Origin of the sequence: Rufibacter roseolus (assembly GCF_017916365.1) — a bacterium.
GTDB classification, from domain to species: domain Bacteria; phylum Bacteroidota; class Bacteroidia; order Cytophagales; family Hymenobacteraceae; genus Nibribacter; species Nibribacter roseolus.
In genome coordinates, this window is the sequence record NZ_JAFMSU010000001.1 from 647,705 (window position 1) to 667,556 (window position 19,852).

The following is a 19,852-nucleotide window of genomic DNA, read 5'->3' on the forward strand; positions in this document are numbered from 1 at the left end:
CCTTGCCATTTAACAAGACAAAGCACGCCCTCCTCTGGTTACTGAGGCCATTCTCGCCCAAGCAGAAACAGTACTGGAGGGTGGTGTTGCTTTGTTTTTTTACGGCCTCTACTTTCTGGCTGCTTAATGCGCTCAACAAGAGCTATACCACCCAGGTCTCTTATCCCATCCTGTTCAAATACAACCCCAGGCAACTGGTGCCGGTGAAACCATTACCCGAGGAGGTGATGATTAACGTGACCGGCAAGGGATGGAAACTGCTCCGCAAGAACCTGCTCTTTAATGTAAGGCCGGCGCAACTCACTATTAGAGGGCTGCCCCAGTTAAAGCGCTTACCCGGCCAGGCCCTTCGCCCGGCCATTGCCAACGTGCTGGACGGTCTGAGCCTCAACTTTGTGGTGACAGACACCATCAGCTTTGATTTTGACCGATTAGTCACCCGCAAGTTCCCGCTGGCCATTGACACCACCCAGATAAAGGTAGCCGCCGGCCACGCGTTTGTAGGTCCGGCCAAAATCCTCCCAGACTCCGTGACCTTCACCGGACCGGAACTGATCCTGAAACAATTCCCCAATCCTTTCCTTATGGCCCTGCCGGTGCAGAACCTGACGGGTCCGTATAAAGGCGAGGTGCCGGTTACCCATGACTTCACTTCCCTGGTGAAGGCCGATGTAAGTGAGGCCGAGGTGCACTTTAACGTGGTATCCTTGGAGCGTAAAGAAATTACCATACAGCCTGTTTTGCAAAATTTCCCGGCGGGCCATCAGCTGCGGTTGGTAAACGGGCCCTTGGTTCTGCACTATTCCTATCTGCCTCGCCACCGGGAGTTGGTTCAGCCAGAGCAGTTCCAGGTAGCCCTTGATTTCAAGAAGTTCAACCCCGAAGATTCCACCATTGTACCCACCGTGCTGCAGAAAGCGCCCAATACCAGACAGGTAACCGTTATGCCGGGAAGGGTGAAAATATCCTTAACCCCGCAGTAAACCATGCTGAAGATAGGCATCACCGGTGGTATTGGCTCAGGCAAAAGCATTGTCTGCCGATGTTTTCAGTTGCTGGGCGTGCCGGTCTATGATTCTGACACCCGCGCAAAGTGGGTCATGAACCATGATCCGGAACTGCGCGAACAGCTCATCGCTACCTTCGGGCCAGAGACCTTTGACGCCCAGCAGAACCTGAACCGACCCTACCTCAGCCAAAAGGTTTTCCATAATGCCGCCGAACTGGCTAAACTGAACGGATTGGTGCATCCGCAGGTGCGCAAAGACTTTTACTCCTGGTTAGAGCAACAGACACGGGCTCCTTACATTCTCAAAGAAGCAGCCCTCATGTTTGAGTCCAACGCTTACACCCAGGTAGACCACGTGCTCACCGTATCAGCACCACTATCCCTGCGACTGGCCCGCACCCTCCAACGCGACACCCACCGCAACACCACCGAAGTGGAAGCCATCATCGCCAAACAACTCTCAGAAGAAGAAAGGGTGAGCCGCGCCCAGTTTGTCCTCTACAATGATGACACCCGCCTGGTGCTGCCCCAGGTAGTTCAACTGCACGAGCGCTTCCTGCAACTAGCCAAGTAGACGTTTCAGGCCTGTTTTCAAGAAAATAGGGCAGGAATAGGAAGGGTAGCTCCTCTTATCTCCCTCTCAAAGAAGAACCTTCTGCAATAGGCCGAGCCTCAGAGAAACAGTTGAACAGACACAATATGAACTTGAGGCTGGCGCCTCACGGCAGTTGCAAACTGCCGATCATTTTGGGTCCAAGTCACAGACTTGAACCATGTCATAAATAGAAGACGCTCGCAGGACCTCCGGACGCTGCGAGGTCTGAGGCGTTCCTGCTAGCGCATTCCCAATTCCAGCCTTTCGGTTGAGCGCCTTGGCAGATTCCGGTGCCGAAGGCATTGCGACTGAAAGGAGCAAAGGAAGCTGGCGCAGCGCGAGACCGGAAGGCGGGGCCTCGCGGCCGTGAGCGCACGGAGCTTAGCGATGCAACAATAAAGTGATTGAACTCACGCAATCAGCGGCCCCACGCTAGCACAAGCGAATTACGAGTGCAGAAATAAGGGCAAGCCACCATCCCATTTTACGGCCTCTTTTTCCAAAACATCCCCTAAACAGAAAGTACTTATTTGATAATAGGATACCGGGTGAAAGGCTTGGAAGGATCAAAGATCTTGCGGTACGTGACGTGCGTTTTGTAAATGCGGGCGCCCAGACCCCGGGTCACCAGCATCATCTTCGGGTTGAAATCACCTACCCAGTTCATCTCAATCTCACGGGCGCCATAGTCGTTCAACGGTCCCTGGGCATGCACAATCATGTAAGAATCAACGCCTTTGGACTGGAACTCAGGCACTACGCCAAAAATTACCCCAAAGACTTTCTTGTCATTGCGTTTGTTGTAGCGCCAGCGGTGGTAGAGGAACTTGAGTTTGGCGGGTAAATTGAACTTGCCGTTCAGGTGCTTGAAAATCTGGTTCAGCTCGGGCAGCATGATGAAAAACGCGATGGGTTTCCCCTCAAAATACACGAAGTTGATGATCTGCTCCACCATCACAGGTTTCATGCTTTTCACCATCTTCAGGGCTTTCTCCAGCGTCATCTCATTGATACCCGAGTGCCCGGCCCAGGCTTTGTTGTAGACTTCCAGAAAGTCCTGCGCCAGTTTTTCCAGGTTGTTTTTAGAAGGATGCCCGAAACTGTACCCCGGTGTTGCGTCCAGCGCGGCGGCCCGTTGGTACACCTTCTCCCCGAAGCGCGCGTGGGTATCCATGTAGTAGGTGTACTGCTTGAAATACACCTGGAAACCGTAGGCCTCAAACAGTTGCTGATAGTATGGCGGATGGTAGAACATGCCGTAGTTGGGCTCCGTGAACCCCTGCACCAGCAGGCCCCACCACCGGTCACGCTCCCCGAAGTTGATAGGCCCATCCATTGCTTCCATGCCTTGTGCAGCCAACCATTTCTGGCAGGTGCCAAACAGGATATTGGCGGCCGACTGGTCATTGATGCACTCAAAAAAGCCCATGCCCCCGGTCACGTACTCAGAAGCGTTCTTGGTTTTGTTGTTCACGAAGGCCGCCACCCGCCCAATGGTTTGTCCCTGGCTGTTCCGCAGAATCCACCGGATGGCAGTTCCGTTCCTGAAGTTGGGGTTTTGTTTAGGATCAAATACCTGCTCAATGTCCTTGTCCAGCGGACGGATCCAGTTGGGATGGTCTTGATAAATGGAGGAAGGAAGGTCTAAAAAGGCTTTGACGGTGGAAGCGTTGGTAACTTCAAGTAACTGCATATCCAGAAGGGGGCTAGGAAAGGCAAAAGTATGCAATTGCCCCAGAAGCACCATGCAAAGCCGTTCTCTCTTTTGTCAGCTCAGTTTTCTCTGGAAGTTCAGCCAAGCCTGGTAGAACCGGGCCAGGTGCATGGCCTCTGTAAAAGGATATTTCTGATGGTCAAACGGACTGATGAATACCTCTTCCATCACCAACCATGAGATATTGAAACCCATGAAGTAAACGGGTTTCAGGCTCCAGCGCCAACCTTGTCTCAGCAAGATGTGGGTATCTTCTTCCATAACGACTTCTTCAATCGGTGGTTATCATTAACCATTGTTTTACAAGGTGTGAAACCTCCTCAATGGCTACTTCATACAACGAAAAAAAAAGACGCTAGTTTGGTATGGCCACAGAACTTATTGAAATAAAATGATTTATGGGCCAATAAAAGCAAAAGCCTTCCTGTTTAGGAAGGCTTTTGCTTTGGCTGAGCAGGAGATAGGCAAAGGAAATAGTGAAAAAGATACGCCGTTTAGCGCCTGTATTTTCACTTTTACCCTCATTTCATTTTACAGCCGCAGAACCCATATCTGAATTGCTGATGAAGGCGACTTTCTTGCTGTCCGGGGACCAGGAGGGAGTGTTGATGGTGCCTTGCCCACCATATACATAGGCTATGACCTTAGGCTCTCCACCGGCTATGGGCATCAGGCGCAGGTACACATGTTTGTAGAACGGATGATCCCCGGACTGCACTTCTTCTTTGAGGAAAGACACAAACACCAGCCACTTGCCATCAGGCGATATGTGCGGAAACCAGTCATGGAAGTCGCCTTTGGTAACGGGTTCCTGGGCGGTGCCATCGGGTTTCATGCGCCAGATCTGCATGGTGCCGGTGCGGGTGGAGTTGAAATAGATGTATTTGCCGTCCGGGGAGTATTCAGGGCCATCGTCCAGGCCTTTGGCGGTGGTCAGGCGCGTTTCTTTTCCGCCGGCGGATGGGATGGTGTAGATGTCGTACTCGCCGTTGCGCTCGGCGGTGAAGGTCAGCGTCTTGTTGTCCGGCGACCAGCCGTGCAGGTAGGAGGGGCCTCGGGGCGTGATCTGTTTGGGGGTACCACCGGTGACCGGAACGGTGTAGATGATGGAGCCGCCCAGCTCCTCCACGCCGCTGCTCAGGCCCAGCATCTTACCCCCGAAGGACAGCACATGGTCATTGTTGTTGTTCTTGACCGGGCCGGTATTCAGCAGTTTGGGCTTGCGGGTGGCCAGGTCAAAGGTGTACATGAGGCCATCGCTGTTATAGATGAGGGTTTTGCCATTAGGTGTCCAGTTGGGGGCCTGCAGTGATTTGGGCGAGGTGTGGATGATCTCGCGGTTGCCGGTGGCCACATCAAGGATCTCCAGGTGGCTGCCCAGGTACTGGCGGTACTGCACCAGGTTATCCGGGGCGGGTACGGTAAGGCGCACATCCCTGAAAATGCCTTTCTCCAGCACGTCTTTGTTATGTGAGCCCACAAACAAACCCACGTACACATCCTGGCCCAGGTTCAGATTGGACACCTGCTCGGTCACAAACGGCTGCCCGAATTTAGCCACGCGCATGGTGAAGGTATTGCCTTTGCGCTCCAGTTGGATCACGTCGGCACCGGTCAAACTTGATTTGATTTCCTGGGTGCTGTCTCCTTTGGCTTTGCGGTATTGCAGGGAAGTCAGGCCATCGCCGTGCACCACCGCGTTGATGTGGGCCGAGTTTCCGTCCAGGTCTTTGCGCACCATCCAACCTACTTTCCGGTGCGGGTCCACACCTTGGCCCACGAACCTGGCGCGGGTGTACAGGATGAAATCGCCGGACATGCGCTTGTAGAGGTAATGAAACTCGTCTTTGTCAAACCAGATGTTGTAACCCGATCCGGCGACTTCGTACTCCTGGGTTTTGGGGTTGTACGTGGCGGTGCCGGGTTTCAGCACGCTGCCAATGTCTTTGCTGCCGTCAAACACCCCAATTGGTTTCTGCTGCGAGAAGGCAGGCAGACTGATGAGGGCAAGCAAAACCGTGCAAAAGAGAAGCAAACCGCAGGAATTCTTTTTCATATTGGGCCAGGTTAGGTCAGTGATGATCTGTTTACCCAATAAGATAGGGTATTTTCCTGAAAATCAAGGCGCAGCAATCGTTTTAGGGGCCTTTTCAGAAAAGAAGGCAAAAAGCCCGGACTGCTCCATGGCAGCCCGGGCTTTCTAAGGTTACTTGTTTCTAGGCGGTTTTCAGGAAAACAGGCCTAAAGCAGCTGATCGTTGTCAGATCACCAGCCGCACGCCGCCCAGTTCCTGCAAACCGTAAACGAAGCGGTCACCGGGCGAGCCAATGAACATGAAGTTTTTCGGGATCTTCCACTTGGAAGACAGTTCCTGGATTAGATCGGGCCCGAAGTGTCCCCTGATAACGATGAAATCAACCTCCAGTTCCGGATAGGCCCGGTCCAGGACTTCTACCTCGTGCATCAGTTTCTTAGGCGGAGCCTCGCCTTCTCTCAGCACGTTCACAATTTTGATACGGCTGGTTTGCTCGTTCTCCACAATGTAGCGCATCACCTGGTTGATGTTGGCAATGTTATCGCCGCGGGTGAAGAAGACGAACTCCTGTGACCGGATGGTGGTGATCAGGCGCATGGTGGTGTACGAGGTGAAGGGAAGGATCTTGGCCAGCGGCTTCTCTATCTGCTGCAGCAGGTACGCAAACAGACGGAGCAGCCTGATCCGGAACAGCATGATGAACACCACCGAAACTGTAGGAATGAAATACTTGAGGAAAACCCACACGTAGGCTGGGTTTAGCAGGGCATTTCCCACCAAGGCCGCTACCACGGCCAAGATAGCGACAAAGACCACCACGCCACGCGCCCGCACCGGCCGCGGCAGCCGGTTCCGGCGCATCTTAAGCAGAATATTGCCCACCCCAAACAGGGTCATCACAGACAGGAACGAGATGGTGTACACGCCCGCCAGTGCCGCAATGTCTCCGCGGGTAATCAACAGGATGGAAACGCATAGCAGAAAGAAGCTGATCATGATGAGGTACGCCGAGCCTCTTTTGTTTGTGGTCAGCAGGAATTGGGGCAGGCAGCGGTCCAGCGTCATGCGGTGCACCAGGCCGGTCACGCCCACATAAGATGTGAGTACCGCCCCACTCAGTACCATGGCCGCGTTGATGGAGACCAGGATGGAGAGCCAATGGCCGCCCGAAATTTCCCCCAAATAAGCAAGCAAAGCGGTCTGATGTTCGGCTACCTGGGCCATCGGAATAATGGCGATAGCCAGGAAAGCGGTAAGGGGGTTGAAGATGGTCACTGCCAGCCACATGTTGCGCAAGGTCTTGGCGAACACGCCCGGGGCCTGCTCCTCCACAAAGTTGGCCGAGCTCTCAAAGCCGGAGATTCCCAGCATGGCCGCCGCAAACCCGTAGAAAAGGGCCCGCCAGATGCTTCCCTGCAAAGGTTGGCTGTAGTTCAGGGCCAGCGTATCAAACCCATGGTTGAACAGATAGTAGAATCCTATCAGCACCAGCAGGGTGAGCGTACACATGTGGGTAATGAAGATGATGATAGCCACTATGGAAGACTCCCCAATCCCCATAATGGTCAGGCCCATGAAAAAGGCCAGCAAGCCAATGGTGGCATAGATAATGGGAAGCCCTTCCCAGAGGTGGTGCACGTAGTGCATGGCCTCGCTGGCCGAGATCACCGCAGTGGCCATGTAAGACAGCAGGGTAAGGCAGGCTGCCATGGAGGCTGTGCTTTTGCTGGTGGTGTTCAGCAGTGCGTTGTAGGCTCCACCGTTGAGGGGGAGGGCACCCACCACCTCGCCATAGATGCTCCGGAACAGATACAGTACCCCACCCACCAGCAGCAGTGCAATCCAGGCGTACTGGCCCGAGTAGATGATGGCCAGCGCCGATACATACAGGCAGGAGGAGGTAATATCGTTCCCGCAGATGGCAGTGGCCGCCAACTCTTTTAGTTTGGGCGCGTGCGTGGGCGAGATTGAGTTTGTAAGGTCTTTTTTCATCCGTCTTTTTTGTAATAAGTCTGCCACGTGGCAGCTTATGAACCCTGGCTAACCGAGGCTTTTCAGCACCCCTGTAAGCTAAAAAGGTAAAAGTTTGGTAAGCACATCTTCAACCCAACCCCTATACGAGGGAAGTCTGAGACGAAGATATCAAAATTGCTGAATTGTGATTCACCCCGTTTCTCTATAAAATCAGACAGATCAGCGGATGCTATACGGGTGTTTATAGGACTGGTTGAAGTAAGGATTTTTCTGGTGCGGCAAGGACTGTGACGAGGATGAAAGTAGGCTCAGAGCACCTTCCCTCAGAAAAGGCCTGATTCAGGAAAAACAGCCCCTAAACAGCTTTCGGCCTTTGGCCAATATAAATTTCTGTGAAAGGATATGACTGAATAGAAGCAATATCTTTATTTGTCTATATTTAATGGCAAAAGAATGTCCGGTTTCTCAGGAACAGTTGTCTGATTTATGTAACAACCGAATAAAATTGTATAACAGCAGTTCCGGTGATGTCTTTACTTTTGCAGGTAATAATACAGGTCTTGCACAACTCTGGCCCACAGAGCGCGTTAAGGCAGTAAACAGTTGAACCTCAAGCCCCATGAAGGCAATGCACAGATTTATTCACCTCAGCTTAGTAGTAGCCCTCTTGATAGGCTCCTTCGGCTTCCGTGTGGATCCTATGCGTTGCGCTGGCAAGAAAGATGGTGTAGCGCTAAGCCTCTCCATGGATTCTGGTTGCTGCTGCAGCAAAAAAGCCAAAGAAAAGCAAGCCCCCTGCAATGACGCCACCTGCGTGATGCAGCGGAGCGTAGCTTCCACTAGTAACTTCAGCCTTTCTGCCCAGCAGGTGGTGAAGGCAGTAGCCAAGCCGGCCACTTACCCTAGCTTTGCCCAAAGCATCAGGCCGGTTTTATTGGAGACCCTTCCACGGGTAACCTTGCCGCCGCCTATCTCGGGGCGTGATATCGGTATTCTGCACCAAAGTTTCCTTATCTAGTTTTCCTCTCTTTTTTCAGAAGCGGCCGCTATTCGCATTGTGGCTATCTTCTGTTCTGTAAAATCAGTTCTGTTTTGATGACCTGTGCAACTGGCTTTTAGCTATGGCTGCGGGTATCTGACGCTGTTTTCTTTCAGTGCGCCTAGGGCTTAAGCCAGGGCTTGCCTTAACCTGATTTTACAGTATCCGCTTATTCCATTTTCCTGCTCTTCCTTTCTTCGGCTTTAGCGCTGCTATGCCCTGGAGATTGTCTTTCAAGCGCCTTGCCGGAACGCGTGTTTCCGTGAGGCAACCTGTTCGTTTTTCCCTAGTCCAAACCAATCTATTTATGAAATCTCTCAAAATCAACATCGCGTTGGCCTTCTTCGGCCTGACTGTATTCACTGCCTGCAACGGTTCCGGAACGGAGCAGAAAGCCGCCGAAGGAACTACCACCACCACAGAAGCCCAGGTAGCGGGCGTGAGTTACACCTGCCCCATGCACCCCGAGGTGGTGAGTCAGGAGAAAGGCAAATGCCCTAAGTGCGGCATGTTCCTGGAAGAAGTAAAACCCGGCCAGAAGCTTGACTCGGCCGCGGCTGCCCAGCAGCACCACGAAGGCGATCAACACTAAGTTTTAATATCCTGTCTCAGGCGCCAGTGGCTTCCCAAGCTCCAGACCTGCCCGGTTGTTTTGGGCCTGTTTCCATCAAAACAGGCTCAGAACGCCCCAGGGTTTGGGTGAGGGGAACCGGGCGCCGGCTGGATAATTCCATCATTCTATGATAGGCAACTTAATTTCCTTCTCGCTCCGCAACCGGGTGATTGTGCTACTCATTGCGGCCGGTCTGTTCGGGTGGGGCGTGTATTCGGTGACCACCAGCAAGGTAGACGCCATCCCTGATCTATCAGAGAACCAGGTGATCGTGTTTACCGAGTGGATGGGCCGTAGTCCGCAGATTATTGAGGACCAGGTGACCTACCCGTTGGTGACCAACCTGCAGGGCATGCCCCAGGTGAAATATGTGCGGGGCGTCTCCATGTTCGGGATGAGTTTCATCTACGTCATCTTCCAGGACCAGACCGATATCTACTGGGCCCGAGAACGGGTGCTGGAGCGCCTGAACTACGCTAACCGTCTGCTCCCCGAAGGTGCTATTCCTACCCTGGGTCCGGACGGAACCGGCGTAGGCCACATCCTTTGGTACACGCTGGAGGCCCCGGACATGGACCTGGGCGAGCAGCGCGCCGTGCAGGACTGGTACGTGAAGTTCGCGCTGCAGAACGTGCCCGGCGTGAGCGAGATCGCCTCGTTTGGGGGCTTTCAGAAACAGTACCAGATCACCCTTGACCCTAACAAACTGACGTATTTCAACCTGTCGGTGCCGCAGGTCATGGCGGCGGTGCGGGCCAATAACAATGAGAGCGGCGGCCGCAAGTTTGAGATGAGCGACATCGGGTACATCATCAAAACCACCGGCTATCTCAAATCAACCGAGGAAATAGAGAACATCCCCATCGCCACCCAGAACACCATCCCGGTGAGCGTGCGCGACATTGCCACCGTGCAGATGACGGGCGAGAGCCGCCTGGGGATCTTTGACCTCAACGGCGAGGGCGAAGCGGTAGGTGGCATTGTGGTCATGCGCTACGGTGAGAACGCCGAGGAGGTCATCCGGAACGTGAAGGCCAAAATGGAGGAGGTGTCTACGGGCCTGCCCAAAGGTGTGAAGTTCAACATTGTCTATGACCGCAGCGGGCTCATCAATGAATCGGTGGACTCCATCAAAACCACGCTTATTGAGGAGATGCTGGTAGCCTCGGCCATTGTGTTTCTGTTCCTCTTCCACTGGCGCAGTGCCCTCATCATCATCATCCAGTTGCCTTTGTCCGTGGCCATTGGGTTCATCCTGTTGAATGTTTTTGATATCACCTCCAACATTATGTCGCTCACCGGTATTGCCCTCTCTATTGGGGTGATTGTGGATGACGCCATTGTAATGGTGGAGAACGCTTACCGGCATCTAGCGGATGCCCAACAAACCGAAGAAAATGGATAAGCAAACGCGACTGACCATCATAGAGAAAGCCTCCAGGCAGGTGGGCCCCAGCGTGTTTTGGAGCACCATCATCATCATCACCTCCTTTTTGCCGGTGTTTTTGCTCACGGGGCAGGAGGGACGCCTGTTCAGCCCGCTGGCCTGGACCAAGACCTTCATCCTGATTGTGGATGCCTTTGTGGCCATCACCGTGACACCCGTGCTGCTGTCACTGCTGCTCAAAGGCAAATTCAAGCCCGAGAGCGCCAACCCCATCAACCGCGGGCTGGAACGAGTGTACGCCCCCATCCTGCGCTGGTGTCTCAAATGGCGGAAAACCACTATCGGGATTAACCTGCTGGCGCTGCTGGTGAGTATTCCCATGCTCATGAGCCTAGGCTCAGAGTTCATGCCGCCGCTGGACGAGAGCTCCATCCTGTTCATGCCCGTGACGCTGCCCGATATCTCCAACGCTGAGGCCAAACGCATTCTGCAGGTGCAGGACAAGATCATCAAATCGGTGCCCGAGGTGGAGCAGGTGTTGGGCAAAGCTGGCCGGGCCAGCACCGCCACGGATAACTCGCCCATCAGCATGATCGAGACCATCATCCAGCTGAAACCGCAGTCCCAGTGGCGCGAGGGCATGACCAAAGCCCAGATTATCGCGGAGCTGGACCAGAAACTGCAGATCCCCGGCGTCATCAACGGCTGGACCCAACCCATCATCAACCGTATCAACATGCTGGCCACCGGCATCCGGACGGATGTGGGCGTGAAGGTCTACGGGCAGAGCCTGGATTCCATTGCGGTGGTCTCAGAGAAAGTGCGCAATGCCCTGCAAAAGGTGGAGGGCGTAAAGGACCTGTACATTGAGCCGGTGACCGGCGGCCGGTACCTGGAGATCCAGACCCGGCGCGAGGAACTGGGGCGCTACGGCCTGTCAGTGGATGATGTGAACAGTATTGTGGAGTCGGCGCTGGGAGGCATGACCATTGGCAACACCATTGAAGGCCGCCAGCGCTTCTCCATTAACCTGCGCCTGGCCCAGGAGTACCGCAACAGCCTGGACCGCATCCGCCGCATTCCCATCCAATCTGGGACCGCGGGAACCGTCCCGCTCTCGGCCGTGGCCGATGTCAAATTTGTGGACGGGCCGCCCATGATCGCCTCGGAGAATGCGCAGTTGCGCGGGGCCGTGTTGTTCAACGTGCGGGACCGCGATCTGGGCAGCACCGTGCAGGAAGCCATTAACACCATCAATCAGCAGGTAACGGGCATGCCCAACGGCTACCACCTGGAGTGGAGCGGGCAGTGGGAAAACCAGATCAGGGCGAACCAGACCTTGAAGATCATCATCCCGCTGGTGTTGGTCATCATCTTCCTGATCCTGTACTTCTCTTTCAAATCCTTCAAGGAGGCGTTGCTCAACCTAATCACCATTCCCTTTGCCCTAGTAGGGGGCGTGTTCATTGTGTACTTCTACGGCATCAACCTGTCCGTAGCCGTGGCGGTGGGCTTCATCGCCTTGTTCGGGATGGCGGTGGAGACCGGGATGCTGATGGTGGTGTACCTGAACGAAGCCATGAACGAGCTGGTCGCCGTGAAGGGGAATTCCAGCCAGACCATCACCAAGCAGGACATCCGGGAGTATGTGTTCCAGGGGGCGGCCAAGCGGTTGCGCCCTAAAATCATGACCGTTTCCGTTTCGCTGTTCGGGTTGATTCCCATTCTGTGGGCCACCGGCGTGGGCACCGATGTGATGCTGCCCATTGTACTGCCCTTGATTGGCGGGGTATTCTCCTCTTCCATTCACATTCTGCTGGTGACTCCCGTGGTGTTTGAGATGACCAAAGAATACGAGCTGAAGAAATACGGCAAACTAGAGATCTACGATGTTAAGCATTAACTATAAGAACTACCTTTTAGCCGGCCTGTTGCTGCTGTCAGCGCTCAGTTCCAGGGCCCAGGAGGTGTATACCCTGGAAACCGTTATCCATATCGTGCACCTCAACAACCTCATGTTGCAGGAGCATGATCTGCGAACCCAGGCGATGAAAGAATCTGCCAAAGGTGCCCGAAGCTGGATGGCGCCCATGGTGGGTGCAGGGGTGTTCATGGTGCCATACCCGGGCCAGACGGTGATGGAAGACCGCGATAAAGGCATGCTGATGACCGCCATTGAACAGGACATCCCCAATCCGGCGAAGCTGAAGGCCAAGGAAAAGTACCTGCAATCCAGGGCCTCCATAGAGGAGGAGCAGCACGAGGTGATGATGAACCAGTTCAGGGCGCAGGCCAAAACCGCCTATTACCAGTGGGTGGTGCTGGAGAAGAAAAAGTCGGTGCTGCGCGAAAGCCAGCGCATCATGCAGTTCATGCTCAAGCTGAGCAAGGTCCGCTACCCTTATAACCAAAGCTCCCTGGGCAGTATCTACAAAGCCGAAGGCCGCCTGGGCGAAGTGGAAAACATGCTCACCATGACTGACAGCGAAATCATCCTGAAGAACCTCCAGCTTAACATGCTCATGAACCTGCCCGCCGAAACCCGTTTCAGGATAGACACTACCGTGCAGACTCCAGAGTTGATGCCCTTACCGGATACCGCAGCTTTGAGCACCGCCCGCAGCGATGTGCGCCAGATAGACCGCACCATTGAGTCCATGCAACTCAACCTACGGCTGGAGAACATGGAGCGGAAACCGGAATTTGGGGTACGTTTTGAGAACATGATGCCCCGCGACAAGATGATGCCGAAGGTGTACACGCTCATGGGTATGGTCTCCATTCCCATCGCGCCTTGGTCTTCCAGGATGTACAAGTCCAACCTCAAGGCCATGAACCTGGAGATACAAGGCATGCAGAAAGGCCGCGAGAACCTCCTCAACGAAGCACGCAACATGGTGGCCAGCATGGGGCTGGAGCTGCAGACCAAACGCACCCAGGTGCAGAACTACGAGAAGAAGATCATCCCGGCGTTGCGGCGCAACTATGAAACCACGCTCCTGAGTTACGAGCAGAACACAAGCCAGCTGCCCCTGGTCATTGACGCCTGGGAAGCCCTGAACATGGCCCAAATGGAATACCTCAACAACCTGGAACAGCTTTACCTGATTGGTGTGAACTATGAGAAAGAACTGGAAAAATAAGCTCCTGGGTTTGGTCATCCTGCTGTTGCCGTTCACCTTCTCGGCCTGCAAAGACAAGCACGGTACGGGAACCGAGGCGGCCCATGCCATGGAATACACTTGCCCCATGCACCCGCAGATTGTGCAGGACAAACCGGGTTCCTGCCCCATCTGCGGCATGGACCTGGTAGCCAAACAAACCGCCAACGCACCAGCCGCCGCCGTGCCAACCGACCTGAACTACTTGCTGCAACCCGCGAATCAGACGGTGATTTCTTCCATCCAAACCACGCACCCGGTGCAGGAGAAGGTGGAAAATGAAATCACCATGAACGGCGTGGTGACCTATGACACGCGGCGCCAGTACATGATCCCGGCGCGTTTTGGGGGCAGAATTGAAAAACTGTACGTGAAATTCAACTACCAGCCGGTGCGCAAAGGCCAGAAGCTCTACGACATCTACAGCCCCGAACTGGTGACCGCCCAGAAAGAACTCCTTTATCTCCTGCAGAATGACCCCGGCAACTCGGCGCTAATTTCAGGTGCACGGCAAAAGCTGCGGCTCTTAGGTGCCACCGAAGGACAGATCAGGCAACTGGCCAGAATGGGCCGGGAGTCCTATACTTTCCCGGTGTTCAGTCCTTACAATGGCTATGTGCTGGACCCTGCTGTTAACGCAGCGCCAACCGTGGCTCCTTCTGCTGCCGCTGCTGGCAGTAGCGGAGATGGCATGGGCGGCATGGGGGGCGGTGCGGCTCCCGCAGGAGGGGCAGCGTCCGGCGCAAGCACCTCTTCGGCGGCGGGGCAGGGCGGGGGCTTCGCCATCCGGGAGGGCATGTACGTGACCACCGGGCAGGCCCTGCTCAAAGTGGTAGACGCCTCGCAGGTGTGGGCGCAGTTCAACGTGCCTGGTGGCCTGGTGGGGCAGCTCAAGAAAGGGACGCCGGTGACCATCACCTTCAACCAGTTGCCGGGGAAGACGCTGCAGTCTGCGGTGCTGCTGGTGGAGCCGGTGTTTGAGGCGAATGAGAACTTCGCCCGGGTGCGGGCCTCCTTGCCGGCGCAGGGAAATTCCGCCTTGATCGGACAGGTCATCACCGGGAAAGCCAGCTATAGCACCGGCTCGGCCCTGTGGATTCCTAAGGAGGCTGTGTTGGACCTCGGTACGCAATCTGTGGCTTTCCTTAAAGTGGACGGCGTGTTTAAACCGGTTCCTGTGCAGGTGGGCCAGCGCGCCGACGGACGGGTGGAAGTTGTACAAGGGCTGACGGCCCAGGACGTGATTGCGGTAAACGCACAGTTCCTGGTAGACAGTGAAAGCTTTATCAGGGTGGAGGATACGAACCGATGAGAACATCAATAAAGAACCTATTCTTCGTGTTGCTGGCCGTTTTGGTGGTGGCTTGTAACGGCAAAGACGAGCACCAGCATGCCGAAGCGGGCACCACCTATACCTGCCCCATGCACCCCCAGATAGTGGAAGAAGAGCCCGGTTCCTGTCCGGTCTGCGGCATGGATCTGGTTCCGGTGCAGAAACAAAAAACCGAGGCCAAAACGGCCAGCTCCTATACCTGTCCCATGCACCCGCAGATTGCAGAGGACCAGCCGGGTTCATGCCCCATCTGCGGGATGGACTTAGTTCCGGTGCAAAATCAGAAAAACGGCTCAGAAACGGGTGCCATCATGCTCAGCGATAACCAAATCCGGTTAGGGAACATCACCACGAGGCCCGTCCAGATGGGGCAGGTAGGCAGCAATACGGTGCTTACGGGAAGATTGGTGGTGGACCAGACCCAGGCCGATCTGATCAGCAGCCGGGCGGCGGGCCGTATTGAGAGGCTGTACGTGAAGGAGACGGGCCAGTCCATCCGGAAAGGGCAACCGCTCTACGACCTGTACAGCGAGACGCTGCTCACGCTGGAGCAGGAGTACCTATTGGCGCTGGACCAGGTGAAGGCCTTCCCCGGCGAGAAACAGTTTGCCTCTATCCTGAGCGCCTCTAAAAGAAAGCTGCAACTATCGGGCCTTACCAACGCGCAAATCAACCGCATTGGCCGTACCCGCCGGTTTGACACCCGCATCACGTTTGTGGCGCCCACCTCGGGCACCGTGACGGAGATCTCCGCCGCCGAGGGAATGTACGTGGCCGAAGGAAGTCCGCTTTACCGGCTGAGCCGTTTCGGGAGTATCTGGGCCGAGGCGGAGCTGTACGCGCAGGAAGCAAACCAACTGAAGGTAGGTACGCAGGTGGAGGTCACCGTGCCCGGTGCCACTTCTCCTATCAAAACCAAGATATCCTTCATCAACCCTGAGTTCCGGCAGGGGAGCCAGGTAGTAGTGGCACGGGCAGCTTTGCCCAATCCGCAGGGAAGATTGATTCCGGGAACCCAGGCCACTATCACCTTGCCGGCGGCGGCAAACCAGGCCCTGACCCTGCCGCTGGATGCCGTGATCAGAGACTCCAAAGGGGCGCACGTTTGGGTGCAGAGGGGAAAGAATACGTTTACGTCTAAGATGGTGACCCTGGGTGAGGAAAGCGCGAACCAAGTGGCCATTACCAGCGGCCTTACCGAGAAAGACACCGTGGTGGTCACGGGCGCTTACCTGCTCTACAGTGAATATGTGCTGAAGAAAGGCTCAGACCCCATGGCCGGGCACAACCACTAACCACGTAAAAGCAAAGCTGTTTTAGGGCTTGTTTTCAGAAAACAGCCATAAAAACAATGAACGCTGCGGCTAATCTGTCTCTTGTTGTAAATTGCCGGCATGGTAAGAAGCAGGCATTACTATATCCGGAAGTTCCACCGCTATTTTGGGGTTATTCTGGGCATTCAGTTCCTTTTCTGGACCCTAGGCGGCTTGTACTTCAGCTGGAATGACATAGACAAGGTGCACGGCGATCACCTCCGGAAAGAGAAAAGGTATCTGCCCGCCGCCCTGAACCTGGTTTCCCCGCAAATACCCCTGAGGGAACTACAGGCCACTACCGACGTGGATTCGATCAACTCCATTCAGTTGGTGGAGGTGTTGGGTTTACCCACATACCAGATTCGCTACTACTCCAAGGAAGATACTACCCAAAATGCGCAGCCAGGTGACGCGCACGGCGGCGGACACGCAGTTGCCAGCAGTAAGGTGCAACTGGCCAATGCCACTACAGGCCAGTTAATGGCGCCACTCAACAAGGAGACTGCGGTGCAAGTCGCCTTAAATAACGTAGTGGCACCAGCCCAGGTGGAGAAAGTAGAGTACCTCGCCGAGGTAAGTGGCCACCATGAATACCGTGAGAAGCCTCTGCCCGCTTGGGCTGTTACTTTCAGCGAGCCTAACTGCACGGTGTATGTCTCCGCAGAACTAGGCACTTTCCAGGCCATCCGGCACAACCAGTGGCGCATGTTTGACTTCCTCTGGATGCTGCACACCATGGATTTCCAAACCCGCGATAACATAGGGAATTTGCTTTTGAAGGCTTTTTCGTTTTTCGGGCTGATAACGGTACTGTCTGGGTTTGTGCTTTACTTCGTCTCGTCTTCTGCCATGCGGAAAGTGAAAAAGAAGGCGGGTGGCCTATGAGTGGGTGTGGGTAACCGGCGCGCGCAAGACAGCCAGCGTGACGTTTGATAAAGAGGTGATCATAGGAGGAACTTATTTCCCCGCCGTAAAATACTCGCTGTTAATCATTCCTGGCCACTTATCCGGATCATAATCCTGAACGAAGACAGGAACAGCGTTTGACCTAAAACTATGGCCAGGGAAAAGCCGTTTTGCAAATAAAAGTAAATTCCCCTCTACTGCTGTAACAACAAGATAGATTGAGGTGCCCCATTCAAGAAGCTGGTAGTACCTACCTATCACCACTGCTTGGAAGAAGGTAGGGGCTACCGGAAAAATCGGCTCAATAGAGGAAAGAATTTTAAAATAGAAACACCATGGAAGGGAAAATTGGTAAGCAGGACATGATGCATGGTTCCATTTTTGTTTTACTGAAGCGGTATGTGGAAAACGCCTATGATCACAGCACTTGGATAAGGCTGGTAGAATCGGCAGGCGTAGGGCGGACGGCTTACCACATGCACGAGATGTATCCCACTGATGAACTGTTCAACATAGTTGGCAAAGCCTCTGAGGCAACCGGTATCCCTGTCTACGACCTGATGGAAAGCTATGGTGAGTTCCTGGTTCCGGATTTGCTTCTGGTGTACAAGAAATATGTAAGGCCTGAGTGGCGCACCTATGAGATGCTGCTGAACACCGAGGAGGCCATGCACGGCGCAGTGAAGAAGGAAGATGGCAGGACATCCCCACCCAAACTGCTGGTGACCAAGCAGGGGCCAAGCAGATTGATTGTGGACTATCATTCAAAGCGCCGTATGGCTGGGGTAGCTGTAGGAATCATAAAAGGAATAGCCAAATACTACCATGAGAGCGACGAGGTGAGCGTAAAACGCCTCACCGAACCGCATGCCGAGAGGGTTCAGATTGTGGTGGATTTCATGAACCGGTCATGATGAAGCCAGGTCTATGATGATTATCTATGAAAACGGGTTTGTGAAAATCCATTATGATCCTGCAGAGGACATCATGTTTGCGACCTTGCCGCAGATTGACAACAGCCTCTTCACTGAAGTTAGGCGGTCATACGACATAGTGGTGGACCATGTGAAAAGCTACGATGTCAAGAAACTTCTGATAGACGCCTCCCAAACCCAGGTAAAGGTGCCTGAAGAGGTTTTATTGCCTATCTTCTCCCATTTCATCAAAGGGCTGAGTTCTTCCCGGCTTCAAAGGCTGGCTCGCATAATTTCCTCTAATATCTCCCGTGAAAGGATTATAGAGTTAACTTTCATGCATACCTCGCCACCCTTCCAGTATGAAGGGTTTCCTCATTCCCACCAAGCAATCACCTAGCTGAAGGGGTAACTGCAGTCAAAAAAAAACACAGTTACAGTATCATTCTGTTTTATCTCTCTGGCCAGATAAGCAGCAGGCCGCCTTTGCCCGCTGTGCCTGAGTATTTCGGTACCTCTATTAATGCGGCCGAGCCATTCTGGAGGCTCTTTACAACAGAGCGAGCAACCTAAACTTACCCTTCCCAAATACTCTTACTAGCGGCTTCAGCAAGTGAACTATGGTTCGATATGGCCCTAAGCTAAGTAATGCATTGCCAAGGTTTGTATGGCCTATTTCAGGTTCTTTTCAGCTTGTATTGCCAGTAATTCCTCTTGTTTAGCGCTCCAGGAACCTATAATTAGCTAGATATGAGTTAGGCAGCCCCTGGTGAATATTAATTTTCCTATGTGACGCTTAGGTAAAACTTTACATATACCGATAAACTGACAAAAGGTTATATAAATTTTATAAAAATTATTTTAATTATAAAAAGAATTTTAAATATATAAGAGAATATATGTCAGATAAATTCAATAGTTAAAATTTGACATAGACAAAATCTGAAATGTGGATATTCTGATTTTAATAAGCTTTTTTCAATAAATATATAGGACTTAAATGTTTTGTTTGTAAAGTGTTTAGATAGAGTTTTAGAAAATATTATGTTAATATATTAGAATAGTATAAATGTATAGTGTGTAGAATTGACAAATATCATTTCTAATATTGTGTCGTAAGTTCAAAACGATAGTTAAGTAATACAAAAGAATTTATATACTATTATATCTATACATGAAACGTTTGTACCCCTCCTGCATAAACTCCTTTGCTCAAGTACCTTCATTAGTGTCTTACACACAGCAAGAAGAGACTACAGAATCTTTGAAGAGCAAAGATGTGGTTAAGGTTCCAGCACAAACCTTTTTTTCAAATCTAGCCGCTGCTGCTCTGCTATTAGTATTGATGGTGTTCGCAGGTATGTCCCAGGCATTCGGACAAACAAACGTAGCTATTGGCAAAACGGCAACGGCCACTTCGGTTAACTCCACCTATCCGGCAAGCAATGCCGTTGACGGTAACACAACCACCAGGTGGCAAAGCTTGGACAACAACACAGTGTCCTTTACAGTCGATTTAGGCGAAACTTATAATATTTCCCAAGTGCAGTTGTTGTGGGAGTCCAATAACTATGGAGTTGACTTTGCCGTGCAGGTTTCTAATGACAACGTTAACTGGACGGTTATGCGGACTGCAGAAAATAATGGTTCAGCTACTAACAACTATACTGGATTAAATTTTTCAGGACGTTACGTCAGAGTGAACGGAACGGCAAAAAGGGCATCCTTTCTCTTCCAAACATATTACTACTCTTTGCAGGAATTTCAAGTGTATGGAACTCCAGTGTATAGTTATATCTCCCAGCATTACTCCATATACTCGCTGAAAAACGGAACAGAGTTAGCGAAAGCAACCC

17 protein-coding genes and 1 pseudogene are annotated in these 19,852 nt (G+C 53.1%); 14 read left to right on the forward strand and 4 right to left on the reverse strand.

Going from position 1 to position 19,852, the window contains the following annotated elements; all coding sequences use genetic code 11:
- Nucleotides 1-2: 2 nt before the first annotated feature.
- Both J3P35_RS02725 and coaE read left to right on the forward strand, forming a co-directional pair.
- Entirely contained in the window at nucleotides 3-983 is a 981-nt protein-coding gene (locus tag J3P35_RS02725) for a YbbR-like domain-containing protein (protein ID WP_210462797.1), read from the forward strand.
- A gap of 3 nt (nucleotides 984-986) precedes the next feature.
- Nucleotides 987-1,583: a dephospho-CoA kinase gene (coaE, locus tag J3P35_RS02730; RefSeq protein ID WP_210462799.1), complete on the forward strand. Its 597-nt coding sequence runs from the start codon at nucleotides 987-989 to the stop codon at nucleotides 1,581-1,583.
- Between the two features lie 547 nt (nucleotides 1,584-2,130).
- On the opposite strand, the gene J3P35_RS02735 is transcribed toward coaE, so the two are convergent.
- From J3P35_RS02735 to J3P35_RS02750, 4 genes are all read right to left on the reverse strand, one after another.
- Nucleotides 2,131-3,297: a hypothetical protein gene (locus J3P35_RS02735; RefSeq protein WP_210462801.1), complete on the reverse strand. Its 1,167-nt coding sequence runs from the start codon at nucleotides 3,295-3,297 to the stop codon at nucleotides 2,131-2,133.
- 75 nt (nucleotides 3,298-3,372) lie between these two features.
- Nucleotides 3,373-3,579, reverse strand: a complete 207-nt coding sequence (locus J3P35_RS02740; RefSeq protein ID WP_210462803.1) for a hypothetical protein — start codon at nucleotides 3,577-3,579, stop codon at nucleotides 3,373-3,375.
- 265 nt (nucleotides 3,580-3,844) lie between these two features.
- Nucleotides 3,845-5,374: a PD40 domain-containing protein gene (locus tag J3P35_RS02745; RefSeq protein ID WP_210462805.1), complete on the reverse strand. Its 1,530-nt coding sequence runs from the start codon at nucleotides 5,372-5,374 to the stop codon at nucleotides 3,845-3,847.
- 204 nt (nucleotides 5,375-5,578) lie between these two features.
- The gene (locus tag J3P35_RS02750; RefSeq protein ID WP_210462807.1) at nucleotides 5,579-7,345 is read right to left on the reverse strand and encodes an APC family permease; all 1,767 of its coding nucleotides are present in this window, start codon (nucleotides 7,343-7,345) and stop codon (nucleotides 5,579-5,581) included.
- 610 nt (nucleotides 7,346-7,955) lie between these two features.
- On the opposite strand from J3P35_RS02750, the gene J3P35_RS02755 reads away from it, so the two are divergent.
- From J3P35_RS02755 to J3P35_RS22245, 12 genes and pseudogenes are all read left to right on the forward strand, one after another.
- Complete coding sequence (locus tag J3P35_RS02755) at nucleotides 7,956-8,345, forward strand: hypothetical protein (protein WP_210462809.1); 390 nt, start codon at nucleotides 7,956-7,958, stop codon at nucleotides 8,343-8,345.
- A gap of 328 nt (nucleotides 8,346-8,673) precedes the next feature.
- Nucleotides 8,674-8,958, forward strand: coding sequence for a heavy metal-binding domain-containing protein (locus J3P35_RS02760; RefSeq protein WP_210462811.1), 285 nt, complete (start codon nucleotides 8,674-8,676; stop codon nucleotides 8,956-8,958).
- Nucleotides 8,959-9,106: 148 nt separating this feature from the next.
- Nucleotides 9,107-10,384, forward strand: a complete 1,278-nt coding sequence (locus tag J3P35_RS22085; RefSeq protein ID WP_210462813.1) for an efflux RND transporter permease subunit — start codon at nucleotides 9,107-9,109, stop codon at nucleotides 10,382-10,384.
- The gene (locus J3P35_RS22090) at nucleotides 10,377-12,269 is read left to right on the forward strand and encodes an efflux RND transporter permease subunit (protein ID WP_210462815.1); all 1,893 of its coding nucleotides are present in this window, start codon (nucleotides 10,377-10,379) and stop codon (nucleotides 12,267-12,269) included. The genes J3P35_RS22085 and J3P35_RS22090 overlap by 8 nt, the downstream gene beginning before the upstream one ends.
- On the forward strand, nucleotides 12,256-13,509 hold the full coding sequence (locus tag J3P35_RS02775) for a TolC family protein (protein ID WP_210462817.1): 1,254 nt from the start codon (nucleotides 12,256-12,258) through the stop codon (nucleotides 13,507-13,509). The genes J3P35_RS22090 and J3P35_RS02775 overlap by 14 nt, the downstream gene beginning before the upstream one ends.
- Nucleotides 13,487-14,839, forward strand: coding sequence for an efflux RND transporter periplasmic adaptor subunit (locus J3P35_RS02780; protein WP_210462819.1), 1,353 nt, complete (start codon nucleotides 13,487-13,489; stop codon nucleotides 14,837-14,839). Before J3P35_RS02775 ends, J3P35_RS02780 begins: the two co-directional genes overlap by 23 nt.
- Nucleotides 14,836-16,155: an efflux RND transporter periplasmic adaptor subunit gene (locus J3P35_RS02785; protein ID WP_210462821.1), complete on the forward strand. Its 1,320-nt coding sequence runs from the start codon at nucleotides 14,836-14,838 to the stop codon at nucleotides 16,153-16,155. Before J3P35_RS02780 ends, J3P35_RS02785 begins: the two co-directional genes overlap by 4 nt.
- A gap of 99 nt (nucleotides 16,156-16,254) precedes the next feature.
- Nucleotides 16,255-17,061: a PepSY domain-containing protein gene (locus J3P35_RS02790; RefSeq protein WP_210462823.1), complete on the forward strand. Its 807-nt coding sequence runs from the start codon at nucleotides 16,255-16,257 to the stop codon at nucleotides 17,059-17,061.
- Between the two features lie 37 nt (nucleotides 17,062-17,098).
- Nucleotides 17,099-17,194 carry a hypothetical protein gene (locus tag J3P35_RS22240; RefSeq protein ID WP_394371267.1) on the forward strand — a complete coding sequence of 32 codons (96 nt, stop codon included), beginning with the start codon at nucleotides 17,099-17,101 and terminating at the stop codon, nucleotides 17,192-17,194.
- A gap of 223 nt (nucleotides 17,195-17,417) precedes the next feature.
- Entirely contained in the window at nucleotides 17,418-17,996 is a 579-nt protein-coding gene (locus J3P35_RS02800; protein WP_210462827.1) for a heme NO-binding domain-containing protein, read from the forward strand.
- A 13-nt stretch (nucleotides 17,997-18,009) separates the two neighbouring features.
- A complete protein-coding gene (locus tag J3P35_RS02805; protein ID WP_210462829.1) occupies nucleotides 18,010-18,396 on the forward strand; it encodes a hypothetical protein in 387 nt (128 codons plus the stop codon).
- 960 nt (nucleotides 18,397-19,356) lie between these two features.
- A pseudogene (locus J3P35_RS22245) lies at nucleotides 19,357-19,698 on the forward strand (discoidin domain-containing protein); the annotation flags it as partial.
- Between the last annotated feature and the right edge of the window lie 154 nt (nucleotides 19,699-19,852).